Source organism: Buttiauxella sp. AC038 (genome assembly GCF_979253565.1).
Window position 1 is genome coordinate 1,033,845 of sequence record NZ_CEEDCQ010000001.1, and the last position, 17,849, is coordinate 1,051,693.

Sequence of the window (17,849 nt, forward strand, 5' to 3'; positions counted from 1 at the left end):
GAATACACCTCGTCGTTAGCTATATGGATATCCCAACACATGCGTTACTCCGTCGCGTTACTTCCGCTTATTGTTTTGCTCGCCGCTTGTAGCAGCAAACCGAAAACAGAAACTCAGCCTCAACAAACCGGCACGCCTACTGGGGGGTTCTTGTTGCAACCGCAGCATGATGTGTTTATGCAGACGGGGGATTTTGCTAACAATCCGGAGGCTGAGAAATTCATCGATAAAATGGTGAATAAGCATGGTTTTGACCGCCAGCAATTGCACGAAGTGCTTTCTCAGGCCAAACGCCTGGATTACGTTTTGCGTTTAATGGACCAGCAGGCACCGACTACTGCACCACCAGCAGGTCCAAACGGTGCATGGTTACGCTATCGCGGCAAATTTATTACCCCGGATAATGTGCAAAATGGTGTCGCGTTCTGGAATCAATATGAAGACACTCTAAAACGCGCCTTCCAGGTTTATGGCGTGCCGCCAGAAATTATTGTTGGCATTATTGGTGTTGAAACACGTTGGGGCCGTGTGATGGGGAAAACACGGATTGTCGACGCACTTGCTACGCTCTCGTTTGCCTACCCTCGTCGTGCGCAATACTTCTCTGGCGAACTGGAAACCTTCCTGTTGATGGCGCGTAACGAAGGCGATGACCCGCTGGCTTTGAAAGGTTCATTCGCTGGGGCGATGGGTTACGGCCAGTTTATGCCTTCGGCCTTTAAAGAATATGCGGTGGATTTCAACGGTGATGGCCATGTAAACCTGTGGGACCCTGAAGATGCTATCGGCAGTGTAGCGAACTACTTCAAAGGCCATGGCTGGGTGAAAGGTGATTTGGTTGCGGTTCCTGCCAACGGCCAGGTGCCGGGGCTTGCGAACGGTTTTAAAACTAAATATTCCGTTTCCGCACTCGCTGAGTCTGGTTTAAGCCCAACTGCTTCTCTGGGCAACCACCAGGAAGCAAGCTTGTTGCGCCTGGATATGGGCGATAGCTATCAGTACTGGTACGGTTTGCCGAACTTTTACACCATCACGCGTTATAACCACAGCACGCATTATGCGATGGCGGTCTGGCAGCTCGGTCAGGCAGTAGCGCTGGCTCGCGTTCAGTAATCTTCACCCCGCCTTGTTCTGAGGCGGGGTTTGCTTCCCAGATTGTTATGAAGGTTTTTCCTGATCGTCGATCAGGAATTTACATCGCATTCGATTTGGTTTATGTTATGTTATGTTATAACAAATCAAATTCAGTGGTTTTCCTGCAATGCTTCCTATACGGACACTATTCACAGTGGCTGCGCCTGTCCGATTTTGCGCGGTCTTAATTCTGCTGGCTGGGTTATGGCTGGCTATTCGCTGGGCGATAGCACTGCCATGATCTCGCTAAATCAGCTAGTACTGGGTTATCAGGGAAGGGCTGTGACACCGCCATTAACCGGCCATATTGTGAAAGGCAGTATGACGGCCATCATCGGTGCCAATGGCACAGGGAAATCGACCCTTCTCAAGACGATCCTGAAGTTACAGTCGCCCGTTTCTGGGCAATTGTCTTTTACTGAGGGGCGTCCACGTATTGCATGGCTGCCACAACTTGCAGAAATGGAAAGGCAGTTTCCTACCACGGTTTACGATGTGGTTTGCATGGGAGCATGGCCCGCTCGAGGTCTGTTTTCCTCGTTGAATCGCCAAATCCGTCTGCGAGTAGCCGATGCCATTGAGCGTGTTGGCCTTACTACATTAAGCAAGCAACCCATCGAAGCGCTTTCCGGCGGCCAGTTTCAAAGAATGCTGTTTGCACGCCTGCTGGTACAAAACGCGCCATTAGTATTGCTTGATGAGCCTTTTACTGGCGTTGATTCACAAACCAGTGATTTTTTGATGACGCTTATCTGCCAGATGCATCAGGCGGGCCAGACAGTTATGGCGGTGCTGCACGATAACGAGCTCGTTAGCAGGCACTTCCCGCAGGTTTTGTTGCTCACGCAAGACCATTTCCATTGGGGCGATACCGCTGAAGTACTGCCCCATTACTGCAAATCAAGCATCAATTTGGCGTTATCTGCATGATTTATCACTTCTTCTTTGAACCGTTTATTGCTTACGGCTTTATGCGACGCGCACTTGTCGCCTGCCTTGCACTATCGATAAGTACAGCCCCATTGGGGATCTTTTTACTTTTACGACGTATGAGTCTGGTGGGGGATGCACTGTCTCACGCCATTTTGCCTGGCGTTGCTGTGGGGTATTTACTGGCGGGTATGTCGCTGGTTGCGATGGGGATTGGCGGCTTTGTTGCGGGCGTGCTGGTTGCGCTAATTTCAGGGCTTGTGAGTTCACGTACCAATCTTAAAGAGGATGCCAGTTTTGCCGGTTTTTATCTTGGCTCGCTGGCGTTGGGGGTCACGTTGATTTCATTACGTGGTTCCAGCGTTGATCTACTCCATCTTCTATTTGGTTCCATTCTGGCGGTGGATAGTCAGTCAACAATCTTTGTTGGCGTGATAGCCAGCGTGACGCTGCTTATTCTGGCTGGTTTATATCGTGGACTGGTGATGGAAACTTTCGATCGCAGCTTTTTACAGGTCAATAACCGCCTGGCCCCTCATCTTATTCACGGTATATTTCTCGCGTTATTGGTCCTCAATTTAGTCGCCGGGTTTCAAATCCTCGGGACCCTAATGTCTGTCGGTCTGATGATGCTTCCCGCTGTTTCGGCACGCTGCTGGGCGAAAACCCTACCAGGGGCGATGTTTATCGCTATTGTCTGTGGTTTGTTGTCGGCCTGGATTGGGCTTGCATGGTCTTTTGCCGCCGCATTGCCAGCCGGCCCTGCCATTGTTCTCACGGCAAGCGTCGGCTTCTTTATCTCGATTCTTTTTGGTTCGCGCAGCGGGCTGGTTCGTAGCCTTTGTCGAGGCTTGATAACAACAAGCAAGGGGATTAAATGAAACGTTTTGGGATGATGGTGTCATTGGTGTTGGCGTGCTCAAGCCAGGCTGCGTTGGCGAAAAACCTCAATGTGGTTGCCAGTTTTACCGTGTTGGCGGATATGGCAAAACAAGTAGGTGGTGAGCATGTCACGGTGAAAAGTTTGGTGGGGCCAGATGGCGACCCACACAGCTTTGAGCCGTCGCCGCAAGACAGCGTGGCGTTAAGCAAAGCTGATGTGGTTATCGTGAGCGGCCTGGGAATGGAAGGGTGGATGGACCGCCTGGTCAGCGCATCAGGCTATAAAGGCAAGGTGATTGTTGCCTCTGAAGGTATTTCTATGCGTAAAATGATCGATGGCGGTAAACAAATTACCGACCCTCACGCCTGGAATAGCGCCGAAAATGGCGCAATCTACGCACAAAATATTACCAGGGCGCTGGTGGCGGCTGACCCGGAAGATGCAGCTGCAATCAATGACAGTGGCTCCGAGTATGTCACCCGCCTGAAATTGCTCGATAGTTGGGCGAAAACGCGTTTTGAAGCTATTCCGAAATCAAAGCGTAAAGTACTCACCAGCCATGATGCGTTTGGCTACTTTGGTCAGGAATATGGTGTGACTTTCCTGGCGCCAGTGGGCTTCTCGACCGAAGCGGAAGCTAATGCCAGTGACGTTGCTGGGCTTATCAAACAACTCAAAAATCAGCAGATTAAAACTTACTTCATCGAGAACCAGACTGACCCCCGTCTGGTAAAACAAATTGCTGCCGCAAGTGGCGCGCAGCCGGGTGGAGAGCTTTACCCCGAGGCGCTTTCAGCCGCAAACGGGCCAGCCAGCACTTATGAGATGGCCTTCAAGCACAATGTGGATGCCATCGCTAACAGCATGAAGTGATTTAATCGGCCAGTATTCGCTGGCCGTTCTTTTTTCTGGAACTGCCTCGAGAAATCTAATGTAATCCTCTGAAAGATAGGTTAAGTGCTATCGTGTAACCCAGCGATATGCCTACAATCGGAGCAAGCCATGACAGACAAAACATTGCATCAACTCAGTCGCCAGGTCGGCGAAGCGCTCGGGGAGCTCGGCGCCACTATTACTACTGCCGAATCCTGCACTGGCGGCTGGATTGCAAAAGTGATTACCGATCTTTCAGGCAGTTCTGCCTGGTTTGAACGTGGTTTTGTTACCTACAGTAATGAGGCTAAGCACCAAATGATTGGTGTTGATAGCGCAACGCTGGAAACGCATGGTGCAGTGAGTGAAGCCGTGGTGCGTGAAATGGCGCAAGGCGCGCTTTATGCGGCTGCTGCGGATTACGCGATTGCTGTCAGTGGTATTGCCGGGCCAAATGGCGGTAGTGAAGAAAAACCTGTCGGGACGGTGTGGTTTGGCTTCGCTTCAAAACTTGATGGCACCATCGCCCACTGCCAGATTTTTGCTGGTGACCGTGATGCCGTTCGACGCCAGGCCACTGAATATGCGCTGCAAACCCTGTGGGAAGAATTTCTCAAAAATAAGCTTGATACTGTATGACCATACAGTATAATTGGCACAACAAAACAGCATAGTAAGCAGCGTGGCGCATCCGTGTATCACCCTGCATGACAGGAGTAAAAATGGCTATCGACGAAAACAAACAGAAGGCGTTAGCGGCAGCACTTGGCCAAATTGAAAAGCAATTTGGTAAAGGCTCCATCATGCGTCTGGGTGAAGACCGTACCATGGATGTGGAAACGATCTCTACCGGTTCACTTTCACTGGATATTGCGCTTGGTGCAGGTGGCTTACCAATGGGCCGTATCGTTGAAATTTACGGGCCAGAATCTTCTGGTAAAACGACGCTGACTTTGCAAGTTATCGCCGCCGCTCAACGTGAAGGTAAAACGTGTGCGTTTATCGATGCTGAGCACGCTCTGGACCCGATTTACGCTAAGAAACTGGGCGTAGATATCGACAACCTGCTTTGTTCACAGCCAGACACTGGTGAACAAGCGTTGGAAATCTGTGATGCGCTGGCACGTTCCGGTGCAGTAGACGTACTGGTTGTTGACTCCGTTGCCGCTCTGACGCCGAAAGCTGAAATTGAAGGCGAAATCGGTGACTCTCATATGGGCCTCGCGGCACGTATGATGAGCCAGGCAATGCGTAAACTGGCAGGTAACCTTAAGCAATCCAACACCCTGCTTATCTTCATCAACCAGATTCGTATGAAAATTGGTGTGATGTTCGGTAACCCAGAAACCACTACCGGCGGTAACGCACTGAAGTTCTACGCTTCTGTACGTCTGGATATTCGTCGCATTGGTGCGGTGAAAGATGGCGATAACGTGGTGGGTAGTGAAACCCGCGTTAAAGTGGTGAAAAACAAAATTGCTGCACCATTTAAGCAAGCCGAATTCCAGATCATGTACGGTGAAGGTATCAACTTCTACGGCGAACTGGTTGATTTAGGCGTGAAGCACAAGCTGATTGAAAAAGCAGGTGCCTGGTACAGCTACAACGGTGAGAAGATTGGCCAGGGCAAATCAAACTCCAGTAACTTCCTTAAAGAAAACAAGCCAATGGCTGCTGAAATCGAGAAGAAACTGCGTGATATGCTGCTGAATAATCCAGATGGTACACCAGACTTTGTTGCTGATGACCACGACAAAGACGTTGCTGAATCCAAAGAAGACTTCTAAATCCCATAAGGGCTGCTACGGCAGCCCTTATTTGTTTCTGTCTTACTACATTTTCTTTTAAACAGGTTATCCGCTATGCCTGCCGAATCTACTTCCCGCCGCAGTCCTTATTCTCGCTTATTAGACAAAACCACTCGTATCCTTGCGATGCGCGATCACAGTGAACAAGAACTTCGCCGTAAACTTGCGGCACAGCCTACATTCCCCGGAAAACCAAGAGCTGAAGAAGACCCATTCACGCCTGAAGATATCGAAAAAGTCATTGCCTGGTGTTATGAACACCGCTGGTTGGACGATGCTCAATTTGCCTCACGTTTTATCGCAAGCCGCAGCCGCAAAGGTTATGGCCCGCAACGTATCCGCCAGGAATTGCAGGGCAAAGGTATCGCGCGTGATCTGAGCGAAGCCGCAATGGAAAATTGCGAAGTAGACTGGCAAGAGATGGCTCGAGACATTGCCGAGCGAAAATTTGGCGAGCAACTTCCCACAGAATGGAAAGAGCGAGCTAAAGTGCAGCGTTATCTTCAGTATCGTGGCTTCTATATGGAAGACATCCAGGCTGTTTATTCTTGATATACCCTTCATACTTAAAGTTGCCTCGGCGTTAGCTTCACTCGTTCACCCGACAAATCTGCTGGGAGCTGATTTGAACGCTGCCAGCAGCGCCCCGAAGGGGTGAGGTCCATGGATGGGCCGAATAATCACTTACTGGAGTAAGCTCATCGGGATTTTCTTGCTTGCCGCCTTGACGCAACTTTAATTATTTTGGGTATAAAAAACGAAATTTTTCCGATTAGGCATACACGGGATTTTACTTCCCTCATAAGAAAACTTATCTTATTCCCACTTTTTCCAGGTAAACAGGTTACGGCCAAAGCATTAAAATTGGCTACACCCGGTTTGCAACTCCTCGTTAGCTTGATTTCAGGATAATTATGAGCAAGAGCACCGCTGAGATCCGTCAGGCGTTTCTCGATTTTTTCCATAGTAAAGGTCACCAGGTTGTAGCGAGTAGCTCCCTGGTTCCGAATAACGATCCTACTTTGCTGTTTACCAATGCCGGGATGAATCAGTTCAAGGATGTTTTCCTTGGTCTCGACAAGCGTAATTATTCCCGTGCAACAACGTCTCAGCGTTGTGTCCGCGCCGGTGGTAAGCACAATGATCTGGAAAACGTCGGTTACACTGCCCGTCACCATACTTTCTTTGAAATGCTGGGTAACTTCAGCTTCGGTGATTACTTCAAACATGATGCCATTAACTTCGCATGGGAATTATTGACCGGCGAACAGTGGTTTAATCTGCCAAAAGATCGTCTTTGGGTCACTGTTTACGAGACTGACGACGAAGCGTTTGAAATCTGGGAAAAAGAAGTTGGCGTGCCACGCGAGCGCATTATTCGCATTGGCGATAATAAAGGTGCTGCATATGCATCTGACAACTTCTGGCAGATGGGTGATACCGGCCCATGCGGCCCATGTACCGAAATCTTCTTTGACCACGGCGACCATATTTGGGGCGGCCCTCCGGGCAGCGCTGAAGAAGATGGTGACCGCTATATCGAAATCTGGAACCTTGTGTTCATGCAGTTCAACCGTCAGCAGGATGGCACTATGCTGCCACTGCCTAAGCCGTCTGTTGATACTGGTATGGGTCTGGAACGTATTGCTGCAGTTCTGCAACACGTTAATTCCAACTATGAAATCGACCTGTTCAGCAAGTTGATCCAGTCTGTTGCTAAAGTGACAGGTGCTACCGATCTGACCAGCAAATCGCTGCGTGTTATCGCTGACCATATTCGCTCTTGCGCATTCCTTGTTTCTGATGGCGTGACTCCGTCGAACGAAGGCCGTGGCTATGTGCTGCGCCGCATCATTCGTCGTGCAATCCGCCATGGCAACATGTTGGGCGCGAAAGAAACCTTCTTCTACAAACTGGTTGGCCCATTAGTTGAAGTCATGGGTGCTGCGGGTGAAGAACTGCATCGTCAGCAAGCGTTGGTTGAACAAGTTCTGAAAACCGAAGAAGAGCAGTTTGCTCGCACGCTTGAGCGTGGTCTGGCATTGCTGGATGAAGAACTGGCTAATCTGAAGGGTGATACTCTGGATGGCGAAACTGCTTTCCGTCTGTATGACACCTACGGTTTCCCGGTTGACCTGACGGCGGATGTTTGCCGTGAGCGTAACCTGAAAGTTGATGAAGCAGGCTTTGAAGCTGCGATGGAAGAACAACGCCGTCGTGCGCGTGAGTCCAGCGGCTTTGGCGCTGACTACAACAGTATGATCCGCGTTGATTCAACCACAGCGTTTAAAGGTTACGACCACACTGATTTAACTGCTAAAGTCACCGCGCTATTTGTTGATGGCAAAGCTGTTGAACAAATTACTGCCGGGCAAGAAGCTGTTGTGGTGCTCAATGAGACCCCATTCTATGCGGAGTCTGGCGGCCAGGTCGGTGATAAAGGCGCGATTAAGGGTAACGGCATAGACTTTGCTGTTAACGATACGCAGAAATATGGTCAGGCGATCGGTCATCTGGGCAAGCTCGTTTCTGGTGTTGTGAAAGTGGGCGATAGCGTAAAAGCTGAAGTTGATGAAGAGCGACGTTCGCGTATTCGTCTGAACCACTCTGCAACTCACTTGCTGCACGCAGCACTGCGTCAGGTACTTGGCACGCATGTCGCGCAGAAAGGTTCTTTGGTTAACGATAAAGGCCTGCGTTTTGACTTCTCTCATTTTGAGGGAATGAAACCTACAGAAGTGCGTGCGGTAGAAGATATCGTCAACGCACAGATTCGTCGCAACCTGCCGATCGAAACCAACGTCATGGATCTGGAAGCTGCTAAAGCTAAAGGTGCAATGGCGCTGTTTGGTGAGAAATATGATGACCATGTGCGCGTGTTGAGCATGGGTGATTTCTCTACTGAACTGTGTGGCGGCATTCACGCAAATCGCACTGGTGATATTGGCCTGTTCCGTATTGTTGCGGAATCCGGTACCGCTGCAGGCGTACGTCGTATCGAAGCTGTAACAGGTGAAGGTGCGCTGGCAAACCTGCATGCACAGAGCGAACAACTACAGGATATTGCTCAACTGCTTAAAGGTGACAGCCAGAACCTGAACGAGAAAGTGCGTTCGGTACTGGAGCGTACCCGTCAGCTCGAGAAAGAGTTGCAGCAGTTGAAAGAACAGCAGGCGGTGCAGGAGAGTGCAAACCTTTCCAGCAAAGCTGTCGATGTAAAAGGCGTGAAACTCCTCGTGAGTGAGCTCGCCAACGTCGAACCGAAGATGTTGCGTACTATGGTTGATGATCTGAAAAATCAGCTGGGTTCGGCAATCATCGTTTTGGCGACGGTATCAGAAGGTAAAGTTTCTCTGATTGTGGGTGTCTCTAAAGATGTGACCGACCGTGTGAAAGCGGGGGAGCTGATTGGGGTTATCGCTCAGCAAGTCGGAGGCAAAGGGGGCGGTCGTCCAGATATGGCTCAGGCAGGTGGTACAGACACGGCAGCATTACCAGGTGCTCTGGCCGGTGTTGAAGCCTGGGTCGCGGCTAAGCTCTAAGTAAAAAAATAAAGTGCAGACAGACGCCATAACTCATTCAGGTTATGGCGTCTTCTTAATCTGCACACACTCAATAATGATAAAGTCAGGTTAAAGTTGCGTATATCGGCTAGACTTAGTCATATCAGAAGGTAATGTTGTGGTCATTGACAGTTTATGTGTTTGTCACCACTTACTTTTTGGCGTATATGATGGAGAATGCCGGGATACAGAGAGACCCGACTCTTTTAATCTTTCAAGGAGCAAAGAATGCTGATTCTAACTCGTCGAGTTGGTGAGACCCTCATGATTGGGGATGAGGTGACCGTGACAGTGCTTGGGGTAAAAGGTAACCAAGTTCGTATTGGTGTTAATGCCCCTAAGGAAGTTTCTGTTCACCGTGAAGAGATCTACCAACGTATCCAGGCTGAAAAATCGCAACAAACGAGTTACTAAAGTTACTGCGTCTCGCTAATCACTAGCGAGACGCTTCCTTTAGCGCACCCTTTTCTTCGCTTTATCCCGCAATACTCCCTTCATTTCTCGTTATCCCCATAATTTCTTATTCATCCCGAACGCTTCCTTTTAGCTATTACCCTTATCCTGCCTGTTGATAAAACACTCTTTTTGCTGTCAATTCGGCCTTATTGTGCGTGAAGTGTGCAATTGATTATTAGTTGGGAAAAATTGTTTGACTTATAAGTGCAGGAAAGTAATATGTGCGCCACGCAGTGCCGATGAGCAGAAACAAGTTCAACGGTACACCTCGAAAGAGGCGTGTGGTGAGGTGGCCGAGAGGCTGAAGGCGCTCCCCTGCTAAGGGAGTATGCGGTCAAAAGCTGCATCCGGGGTTCGAATCCCCGCCTCACCGCCATTTTGCACCCATAGCTCAGCTGGATAGAGTACTCGGCTACGAACCGAGCGGTCGGAAGTTCGAATCTTCCTGGGTGCACCATTCTTCCTACTACCATTTTGCGCCGGTAGTGTTCCAAAGAAAGTTAATTTCTTAAGGAGCGACAGGGAGAAAAACGTTGCTTTAGCAACGGCCCGTTTGGGCAAGCACCGTGAGTAACTCTCAGGATGCACCATCTAGTTTGATGTTGTTTAGAGCAACAAACAGCATTAAGTCAGCAGTAAAAGAAGTAATCCTGTGCACCCATAGCTCAGCTGGATAGAGTACTCGGCTACGAACCGAGCGGTCGGAAGTTCGAATCTTCCTGGGTGCACCATTCTTCTTCAATATTACGGCAAGTTCAGTAATATTGAGACAGAAGTCAAAAGCAGTACCTCGATGCACCCATAGCTCAGCTGGATAGAGTACTCGGCTACGAACCGAGCGGTCGGAAGTTCGAATCTTCCTGGGTGCACCATTCTTTTTCAATGTTATGGTTAGTTCAGTAATATTGAGTCAGAAGTCAAAAGCAGTACCCCGATGCACCCATAGCTCAGCTGGATAGAGTACTCGGCTACGAACCGAGCGGTCGGAAGTTCGAATCTTCCTGGGTGCACCATATTTCCCCTAAATACCAGCAATGGTAGCGCTTCAGAGAAATTCGATTTCTCAGCAAGCACAAGGGAAGATAACGTTGCTTCAGCAACGGCCCGAAGGGCGAGCCTTCGGCGAGTAATCTTCCTGGGTGCACCATTTTCTCCCCAAGTTTTACCTCCTGAATTTCAAAAACAAAATCCCCTATAATGCCATATTTACCCATTAGTCACCTTCTGAACCATCTCAATTACAAATAAGCGACAATATTATTGGTTTACGATAAAGTAACGCCTCAATATTGAGTGATGTGAGGGATGAGATGTACGAACGTTACGAAGGTCTAATTTTCGATATGGACGGAACCATCCTCGATACCGAACCTACACATCGCAAGGCGTGGCGTGAGACGCTGGCAGGCTATGGCATGCAGTTCGACGAACAAGCAATGGTTGCGTTGAATGGTTCACCTACCTGGCGTATTGCGCAGGTAATTATCGAACTCAATCGTGCAGATCTTGACCCTCATCGTCTGGCGCAAGAAAAAACGCAGGCCGTTAGAGCTATGCTTCTTGATACGGTGCGCCCACTTCCCCTTATTGATGTAGTCAAATCCTGGCATGGGCGTCGCCCAATGGCTGTGGGTACGGGCAGTGAAAGCGATATCGCCGAAGCGCTGCTCAACCATTTAGGCTTACGTCAGTATTTCTCTGCTGTTGTTGCCGCAGACCATGTCAAAAATCACAAACCCGCTCCCGATACTTTTTTGCTGTGCGCTGAATTAATGGGTGTCGCACCAAATAAATGTGTGGTGTTTGAAGATGCAGATTTTGGCCTGGAAGCTGCAAGAGCGGCGGGAATGGATGGCGTGGACGTCCGTTTGCTGTGAGTGAGGGACTATCACTTTTTTCATTATTTACCAGTAGCTTTCTAAGCGCTACGTTATTGCCAGGAAGTTCCGAAGTGGTGCTGGTAGCACTATTAGTTGCAGGCTCTGGCCCAACCTGGTTACTCATCTTAATAGCAACAATGGGTAATAGCCTTGGTGGCTTAACTAACGTTATTCTGGGGCGTTTTTTTCCATTGCGGGAACAATCGCGCTGGCATGGGAAAGCAACTGGCTGGCTGGTACGTTTCGGACCGGCAACATTATTACTCAGTTGGATGCCGTTACTCGGCGATCTACTGTGCCTGTTGGCTGGCTTATTACGAATGAGCTGGGGACCGGTAATCTTTTTTTATGCCTTGGTAAAGCGCTTCGCTATATCGTTGTAGCGGCTGCAACGGTTCAAGGCATGGCGTGGTGGCACTAATTGCATGGACTGATATACCTATTATCTTTCTAGCTGCAGGTGTGTTGGCTGCAATCGCAAACCCCAGTCACTTACTCAAGTAAGCTCCTGGTGATTTGCTCTCTTGCCGCCTTCCTGCAGCTCGAAATCTAAAGGGTATAATTATCATCGCCATTTAAAACAATTATGCTTAATAAAAATGAATTCGACAGGCGGGAGGTCAATTTGATCCCGAACGTATCACAGGCGCTGGCCTGGCTGGAACAGCATCCTCAGGCAGTTAAAGGTATTTGTCGTGGTCTTGAGCGTGAAACGCTGCGAGTCACACCAGATGGTCAGTTGGCAACAACGGGCCACCCGGAAAGCCTTGGTTCAGCGCTGACACACAAATGGATCACGACTGATTTCGCGGAAGCGCTACTGGAGTTTATTACTCCAGTTGATGGTGATATCGACCATATGCTGACATTCATGCGCGATCTCCATCGCCATACAGCCCGTGAACTGGGTGATGAGCGTATGTGGCCGCTGAGCATGCCGTGTTATATCAACGATGGTCAGAATATCGAGCTGGCGCAGTATGGCTCGTCCAACAACGGGCGTTTTAAAACGTTATACCGCGAAGGTTTGAAAAACCGTTACGGTGCGTTGATGCAGACTATTTCGGGTGTGCACTACAACTTTTCGCTGCCGCTGGAGTTCTGGCAGGCGCGTCTGGGTGTTGAAGATGCTGAAAGCGGCAAAGAAGCGATTTCCGCCGGATATTTCCGCCTGATTCGCAACTATTACCGTTTTGGTTGGGTTATCCCATATTTGTTCGGGGCATCGCCGGCGATTTGTTCTTCCTTCCTGCAAGGGAAAGAAAGCGCACTGCCATTTGAAAAAACCGAATGTGGCATGAATTACCTGCCATATGCGACTTCATTGCGACTGAGCGACTTGGGCTACACCAATAAATCCCAGAGTAACCTTGGTATTACGTTTAACGATCTGGAGACTTATGTCGCCGGGCTGAAGCGCGCGATTAAAACGCCATCGGAAGAGTATGCACAGATGGGCGTTGAGAAAGATGGCAAGCGCCTTCAAATCAACACCAACGTGCTGCAAATTGAAAATGAACTCTATGCACCTATTCGCCCTAAACGCGTTACAGGGCCGGGTGAGTCGCCTTCTGATGCATTGATGCGCGGCGGGATTGAATATATTGAAGTGCGTTCACTTGATATCAATCCGTTCTCACCAATTGGTGTTGATGAGCAGCAGGTTCGTTTCCTCGACCTGTTCATGATTTGGTGTGTGCTGGCTGATGCGCCTGAAATGAGCAGTGACGAATTGCTTTGCACCCGCACAAACTGGAATCGTGTGATTCTGGAAGGCCGCAAACCAGGCCTGACACTGGGTATAGGTTGTGAAACCGCGCAGCATCCGCTGGCTAAAGTGGGCAAAGATTTGTTCACAGATTTACGCCGTGTAGCCGAAACGCTGGATGGTATTGCGGGCAATAGCGAATATCAGGACGTTTGTGATCAGCTGGTCGCCTGTTTTGACGATCCGGAATTAACGTACTCGGCACGCATTCTGCGGTCTATGATTGATAATGGCATTGGCGGAACCGGGCTTGCGTTGGCTGAGCAGTATCGTCAGATGCTGACACAAGAGCCGCTGGAGATTTTGACCGAAGACGTGTTGCAGAAAGAACATGATGCTTCATGGCAGCGCCAGCGAGACATCGAAGCCAGTGATACCGAGCCGTTTGATGTGTGGCTTGAGAAACACGCTTAGTAGAAAAGAAAAAGGCCACAATCAGTGTGGCCAAAATATACATCTCTGAATAAGGGATGATGATAACAAATGCGCGTCTTTCATATATTCAGAGTAGTGTGAGAAAGAATGGTTCATTTTATTTTTAAAAAAATCACTTATCGGAGGTGATCAGATGCCGTTGTTGGATAGCTTCACAGTTGACCATACCCGCATGGGCGCACCAGCAGTGCGTGTAGCGAAAACGATGCATACGCCTCATGGCGATACTATCACTGTATTTGATCTGCGTTTTTGCATCCCGAACAAGGAAGTGATGCCAGAAAAAGGTATTCATACTCTTGAACACCTGTTTGCTGGTTTTATGCGTGACCACCTGAATGGAAATGGCGTAGAGATTATTGATATTTCACCAATGGGCTGCCGCACGGGCTTCTACATGAGCCTGATTGGTGTGCCTGATGAGACGCTCGTTGCCGATGCATGGAAAGCGGCAATGGAAGATGTGCTGAAGGTGAAAGAGCAAAACCAGATCCCAGAGCTGAACGTTTACCAGTGTGGCACTTACCACATGCACTCGCTGGAAGAAGCGCAAGATATCGCCCGTCATATCCTTGAGCATGGCGTAAGCGTAAACAGCAACGAAGAGCTGGCTCTGCCGAAAGAGACACTCAAAGAGCTGCATATCTAGTTCTGATTAGGCGTAAGCGCCAATAGCAAAAGGGGCCAATCGGCCCCTTTTGTATTTCTGACATTCTTTCTGACTTAGTGCGCTCCGCCACCACCACCACCACCGGCACCAAACGGTGGTCTGGCAAACCAGATTAGACCCAGCAACAGAATAAATATTCCTGCAGAAACCCAGAAAATCTCATTGGCTGAGATAATCAGCCCCTGATTGGTAATCTGCTGCGCAATATAGCCAGAGGCTTGTTGCGGCGACATCCCCAGATTTTCCAGTTTTGAATACATCTCCTGCGCATTCGGGTTAAACGGTGAAACGGACTCAGTTAACTGCGAATGGTGTAACGCCTCGCGGTTAGTCCACAGCGTCGTGGTTATCGATGTACCAATCGAACCGGCAAGGGTTCGGGTAAAGTTCGACAAACTCGATGCAGCCGCCATACGCTCAGGCGGTAGCCCGGAAAGCGTAATTGTCGTCAGTGGCATAAAGAAGCATGCCACGGCGAAGCCCTGAATAAACTGCGGCCAGGCCGACGCGCCGAAATCCATTCCCGGCTCGAAGGTATATGCACGCCAGTAGAAACAGACGGCGTACATAATAAAGCTGAACGTCACCAGCCGTCGCATATCGAGCTTATGAGCAAAACGCCCGATAATCGGCGACAGCAATACAGGAAGAAGTCCGACCGGTGCCGATGCCAGACCTGCCCAGGTTGCCGTGTAGCCATATACCTCCTGCAACAGCTGCGGCAGCAACACAATTGCGCCGAAGTAGAGCATGTAAGCGAGACTGATACACAAGCAACCAATGGTGAAGTTTCGCGACTTAAACAACGACAAGTCGACTATCGGGTTGTCGTCCGTTAGCTCCCAGACAATCAAGAAACTAATCGTCACCACCGCGACGATTGTCAGAACGACCACTTCCGTTGAGTTAAACCAATCCAGCTCTTTACCGCGGTCGAGCATGATTTGCAGGCTACCAATCCCCACCACCAGCAGCGCAAGGCCGATGGCATCAATACGGCGCTGCTCGGTTTTGGTTTCACGGCCACGCAGCGTTTGCATCGTCAGCAGAACAACCACCGCCCCGATCGGCACGTTAATAAAGAAGATCCAACCCCAGTGGTAGTTATCACTGATAAAACCACCGAGAATTGGCCCACAAATCGGCGCCACGATAACCGTCATCGACCACAGCGCCAGCGCGATACTTCGCTTAGCAGGCGGGTAGTTATTGAGCAGCAGGCTTTGCGAAAGCGGAATCAACGGCCCGGCAACGATCCCCTGGATAACGCGGAAGAAGATCAGCATCTCCAGACTTTTGGACACGCCGCAAGCCCATGAAGCCAGCACGAACAGAATCGTCGACCACATAAACAACTTCACTTCACCAAAGCGCTTAGCAAGCCACCCGGTGATAGGAATTGAGATGGCGTTGGCCACCCCAAATGAAGTGATAACCCAGGTCCCCTGGCTCAGAGACGAGCCAAGGTTACCGGCAATGGTCGGAATGGCCACGTTGGCGATGGTAGAATCCAGCACCTGCATAAAGGTCGCCAATGACAAGGCGATGGTCATGATGACCAGCGGTGCCCCTTCTAGCGGTTTTTGTTGTGCCATACAACCTCCGCTTTGTTAACCCGCATTGGCCTGGATGATGTTATTAATCAGCTCATTAGCAGGTGCCAGGTTAAGTTCGCGCGCGTTACTTTCATACACCGGAGAGTGACGCGTCTCGTTAGCCAGAATACTGCCTTCACGGTTGCTGGTATCCACGGTAACTAATGTGGATAGACCAATACGTAGCGGATGTTCTTGAAGTTGCTTCGCATCAAGCTCAATACGTACTGGCAGGCGCTGAACGACTTTGATCCAGTTGCCGGTAGCGTTTTGCGCCGGGAGCAGTGAAAACGCGCTGCCGGTGCCCATGTCCAGGCCTACGACCTTGCCAGTGTATTCAATTTTGTCGCCGTAAATATCACTGACAACCGTTGCAGGTTGGCCGATACGTATATGCGCAAGCTGCGTCTCTTTAAAGTTCGCATCGACCCACAAACCACTTGCTGGCACGATAGCCATCAGAGGAGTTGTTGGGCTTATTTGCGCACCAACCTGAACAACGCGGCGTGAAACATAGCCGGTCATTGGGCTGACAATTTTTGTGCGGGCTAGCGCCATCCATGCGTTACGCAACTCGGCAGCCGCTTGTTTAACACTTGGCTGCTCTTCGAGTTTGCTACCCAGAACCATGGCCTGGTTTGCATTGTATTGTTGAATGGCAACATCCAGTTGCGCTTGAGCCGTCGCGACGGCATCTCGGGCGTGTTGCAATTCTTCACGGCCAATCAGGTTTGCGTTACCCAAAGGTACGCGGCGATTAAGGTCGCTTTGAGCTTGAGCAAGCGAAGTCTTTTGCAGCTCAATATTGGCCTGCAACTGCTTACTATTAATCATTAACTGACGTGTCTGGCGCACGCTTGAAGCCAGCACGGTTTGTGCCTGCTCAAAAGCTTGCTCAGCGTCAGCCTGGTCTAACGTTACCAGAACATCGCCCTGTTTAACGAAGTCGGTATTTTCAGCCCAAACTTTGGTTACGCTTCCGGAAACCTGGGACATTATCTGTACCTGATTACCGGCCACATACGCATCATCCGTATTTTCGTAGTGACGTAACACCAAAAACCAATAAATCCCATATGCCACAGCAATAATTACAAACAGCAAGGTCAACACAAGTAAGGCACCTTTACGTTTGCCTTTCTTGTTACCCGGCTGTTGCGGGGTTTGAGTCTCCGCATGTGCGCTCATGCTTATCTCCACACTTTTTTATTATAGTGATCGGCTGAGCCGACCTGTTAGACCCAACAGGCCAGCAAGGTGAGTTGCTGGCCTGTCGGTATTCATCTTTTTTGGGGTATTACGATTTCACGCGATGACAGCATTTAGCGCACGGCTTCAAGTACAGTCTGGTTTTCGTCCATTTCATCAAGGCGGGTCAGCAGTTTGCGGGTAATATTTTCCAACTGCTCTTTCTCCGTACCGCTCAGCGCAGACCACAGCTCATGCAGGCAGTGGTGTTGCGGCGGTAACACCTGACGTATGAATTCCTGACCTTTTTCGGTCAAATGCAGATGCAGGCAGCGGCGATCGTTATCGCTTTCACGGCGTTCAATCCAGCCACGCTTTTCCAGCTCATCGGCAATTCGGGTCGCGTTGGTTCGAGAAGAACCTAAAGCACAGCTTAGTTCAGAAGGCTGGATGCTATGGTTTTCCTGAGATTCAAGAGTGATCAACGCCATAAATAGCGTCTCGTTAATGCCCTGAGCTTTCAGCATCTTATTGCGGTTTTCCAAAAGCTTGCCTTGCATGTGCATGCACAGGCGCGTCAGAAGGACTTCCTGGTATGGGAATTCTTCGTAGCGTTTGGCGCGAAATTTTAGCATTTGTTCAATGGGCGTAAACGAACTATCCATT

General features: G+C 49.7%; 15 protein-coding genes, 5 tRNA genes and 1 pseudogene. 18 read left to right on the forward strand and 3 right to left on the reverse strand.

The features are described 5' to 3' along the window. The first annotated feature begins 39 nt into the window (after positions 1 to 39). The 18 genes and pseudogenes from mltB (at position 40) to luxS (ending at position 14,379) form a co-directional block, all read left to right on the forward strand. Positions 40 to 1,113 (forward strand): lytic murein transglycosylase B, encoded by a 1,074-nt coding sequence (gene mltB / locus AC0IXI_RS04815; RefSeq protein WP_064513298.1) that lies wholly within the window; start codon positions 40 to 42, stop codon positions 1,111 to 1,113. 258 nt (positions 1,114 to 1,371) lie between these two features. Then, entirely contained in the window at positions 1,372 to 2,064 is a 693-nt protein-coding gene (locus tag AC0IXI_RS04820; RefSeq protein WP_064513540.1) for a metal ABC transporter ATP-binding protein, read from the forward strand. Beyond that, on the forward strand, positions 2,061 to 2,945 hold the full coding sequence (locus AC0IXI_RS04825; RefSeq protein WP_471681995.1) for a metal ABC transporter permease: 885 nt from the start codon (positions 2,061 to 2,063) through the stop codon (positions 2,943 to 2,945). The genes AC0IXI_RS04820 and AC0IXI_RS04825 overlap by 4 nt, the downstream gene beginning before the upstream one ends. Beyond that, positions 2,942 to 3,820, forward strand: coding sequence for a metal ABC transporter substrate-binding protein (locus AC0IXI_RS04830; RefSeq protein ID WP_471681996.1), 879 nt, complete (start codon positions 2,942 to 2,944; stop codon positions 3,818 to 3,820). The genes AC0IXI_RS04825 and AC0IXI_RS04830 overlap by 4 nt, the downstream gene beginning before the upstream one ends. Positions 3,821 to 3,949: 129 nt before the next feature. Next, positions 3,950 to 4,459, forward strand: coding sequence for a nicotinamide-nucleotide amidase (pncC, locus tag AC0IXI_RS04835; protein ID WP_064513294.1), 510 nt, complete (start codon positions 3,950 to 3,952; stop codon positions 4,457 to 4,459). An 83-nt stretch (positions 4,460 to 4,542) separates the two neighbouring features. After that, positions 4,543 to 5,607, forward strand: a complete 1,065-nt coding sequence (recA, locus tag AC0IXI_RS04840; protein WP_064513292.1) for a recombinase RecA — start codon at positions 4,543 to 4,545, stop codon at positions 5,605 to 5,607. A 75-nt stretch (positions 5,608 to 5,682) separates the two neighbouring features. Continuing rightward, the gene (locus tag AC0IXI_RS04845) at positions 5,683 to 6,180 is read left to right on the forward strand and encodes a regulatory protein RecX (protein ID WP_471681997.1); all 498 of its coding nucleotides are present in this window, start codon (positions 5,683 to 5,685) and stop codon (positions 6,178 to 6,180) included. A gap of 362 nt (positions 6,181 to 6,542) precedes the next feature. Beyond that, positions 6,543 to 9,170 (forward strand): alanine--tRNA ligase, encoded by a 2,628-nt coding sequence (gene alaS / locus AC0IXI_RS04850; protein ID WP_064513288.1) that lies wholly within the window; start codon positions 6,543 to 6,545, stop codon positions 9,168 to 9,170. A gap of 249 nt (positions 9,171 to 9,419) precedes the next feature. Next, positions 9,420 to 9,605 carry a carbon storage regulator CsrA gene (gene csrA / locus AC0IXI_RS04855; RefSeq protein ID WP_013574027.1) on the forward strand — a complete coding sequence of 62 codons (186 nt, stop codon included), beginning with the start codon at positions 9,420 to 9,422 and terminating at the stop codon, positions 9,603 to 9,605. Between the two features lie 325 nt (positions 9,606 to 9,930). Continuing rightward, positions 9,931 to 10,023 (forward strand) — tRNA-Ser (locus AC0IXI_RS04860). Positions 10,024 to 10,027: 4 nt separating this feature from the next. Then, positions 10,028 to 10,104, forward strand: a tRNA-Arg gene (locus tag AC0IXI_RS04865). A gap of 197 nt (positions 10,105 to 10,301) precedes the next feature. Then, a tRNA-Arg gene (locus AC0IXI_RS04870) sits at positions 10,302 to 10,378 on the forward strand. A 64-nt stretch (positions 10,379 to 10,442) separates the two neighbouring features. Next, positions 10,443 to 10,519: transfer RNA gene (locus AC0IXI_RS04875), tRNA-Arg, on the forward strand. A 64-nt stretch (positions 10,520 to 10,583) separates the two neighbouring features. Continuing rightward, positions 10,584 to 10,660: transfer RNA gene (locus tag AC0IXI_RS04880), tRNA-Arg, on the forward strand. Positions 10,661 to 10,957: 297 nt separating this feature from the next. Next, entirely contained in the window at positions 10,958 to 11,524 is a 567-nt protein-coding gene (gene yqaB, locus AC0IXI_RS04885; RefSeq protein ID WP_471681998.1) for a fructose-1-phosphate/6-phosphogluconate phosphatase, read from the forward strand. Further along, a pseudogene (locus AC0IXI_RS04890) lies at positions 11,521 to 11,948 on the forward strand (YqaA family protein). The gene yqaB and the pseudogene AC0IXI_RS04890 overlap by 4 nt, the downstream one beginning before the upstream one ends. Positions 11,949 to 12,152: 204 nt before the next feature. Then, entirely contained in the window at positions 12,153 to 13,709 is a 1,557-nt protein-coding gene (gene gshA / locus AC0IXI_RS04895; protein WP_064513538.1) for a glutamate--cysteine ligase, read from the forward strand. A gap of 154 nt (positions 13,710 to 13,863) precedes the next feature. Next, complete coding sequence (gene luxS, locus AC0IXI_RS04900) at positions 13,864 to 14,379, forward strand: S-ribosylhomocysteine lyase (RefSeq protein ID WP_134184367.1); 516 nt, start codon at positions 13,864 to 13,866, stop codon at positions 14,377 to 14,379. 74 nt (positions 14,380 to 14,453) lie between these two features. Here the strand turns inward: luxS and emrB are convergent, their stop codons facing one another. From emrB to mprA, 3 genes are all read right to left on the reverse strand, one after another. Further along, on the reverse strand, positions 14,454 to 15,995 hold the full coding sequence (emrB, locus tag AC0IXI_RS04905) for a multidrug efflux MFS transporter permease subunit EmrB (protein ID WP_471681999.1): 1,542 nt from the start codon (positions 15,993 to 15,995) through the stop codon (positions 14,454 to 14,456). Between the two features lie 15 nt (positions 15,996 to 16,010). Further along, positions 16,011 to 17,183, reverse strand: coding sequence for a multidrug efflux MFS transporter periplasmic adaptor subunit EmrA (gene emrA, locus AC0IXI_RS04910; RefSeq protein WP_064513280.1), 1,173 nt, complete (start codon positions 17,181 to 17,183; stop codon positions 16,011 to 16,013). A gap of 134 nt (positions 17,184 to 17,317) precedes the next feature. Continuing rightward, complete coding sequence (gene mprA / locus AC0IXI_RS04915; protein WP_064513278.1) at positions 17,318 to 17,848, reverse strand: transcriptional repressor MprA; 531 nt, start codon at positions 17,846 to 17,848, stop codon at positions 17,318 to 17,320. Position 17,849: the final 1 nt, after the last annotated feature.

Coding starts and splice junctions, on each gene's coding strand:
- mltB (WP_064513298.1), top strand. CDS start 40: ATGCGTTACTCCGTCGCGTTACTTCCGCTTATTGTTTTGCTCGCCGCT.
- AC0IXI_RS04820 (WP_064513540.1), top strand. CDS start 1,372: ATGATCTCGCTAAATCAGCTAGTACTGGGTTATCAGGGAAGGGCTGTG.
- AC0IXI_RS04825 (WP_471681995.1), top strand. CDS start 2,061: ATGATTTATCACTTCTTCTTTGAACCGTTTATTGCTTACGGCTTTATG.
- AC0IXI_RS04830 (WP_471681996.1), top strand. CDS start 2,942: ATGAAACGTTTTGGGATGATGGTGTCATTGGTGTTGGCGTGCTCAAGC.
- pncC (WP_064513294.1), top strand. CDS start 3,950: ATGACAGACAAAACATTGCATCAACTCAGTCGCCAGGTCGGCGAAGCG.
- recA (WP_064513292.1), top strand. CDS start 4,543: ATGGCTATCGACGAAAACAAACAGAAGGCGTTAGCGGCAGCACTTGGC.
- AC0IXI_RS04845 (WP_471681997.1), top strand. CDS start 5,683: ATGCCTGCCGAATCTACTTCCCGCCGCAGTCCTTATTCTCGCTTATTA.
- alaS (WP_064513288.1), top strand. CDS start 6,543: ATGAGCAAGAGCACCGCTGAGATCCGTCAGGCGTTTCTCGATTTTTTC.
- csrA (WP_013574027.1), top strand. CDS start 9,420: ATGCTGATTCTAACTCGTCGAGTTGGTGAGACCCTCATGATTGGGGAT.
- yqaB (WP_471681998.1), top strand. CDS start 10,958: ATGTACGAACGTTACGAAGGTCTAATTTTCGATATGGACGGAACCATC.
- luxS (WP_134184367.1), top strand. CDS start 13,864: ATGCCGTTGTTGGATAGCTTCACAGTTGACCATACCCGCATGGGCGCA.
- emrB (WP_471681999.1), bottom strand. CDS start 15,995: ATGGCACAACAAAAACCGCTAGAAGGGGCACCGCTGGTCATCATGACC.
- emrA (WP_064513280.1), bottom strand. CDS start 17,183: ATGAGCGCACATGCGGAGACTCAAACCCCGCAACAGCCGGGTAACAAG.
- mprA (WP_064513278.1), bottom strand. CDS start 17,848: ATGGATAGTTCGTTTACGCCCATTGAACAAATGCTAAAATTTCGCGCC.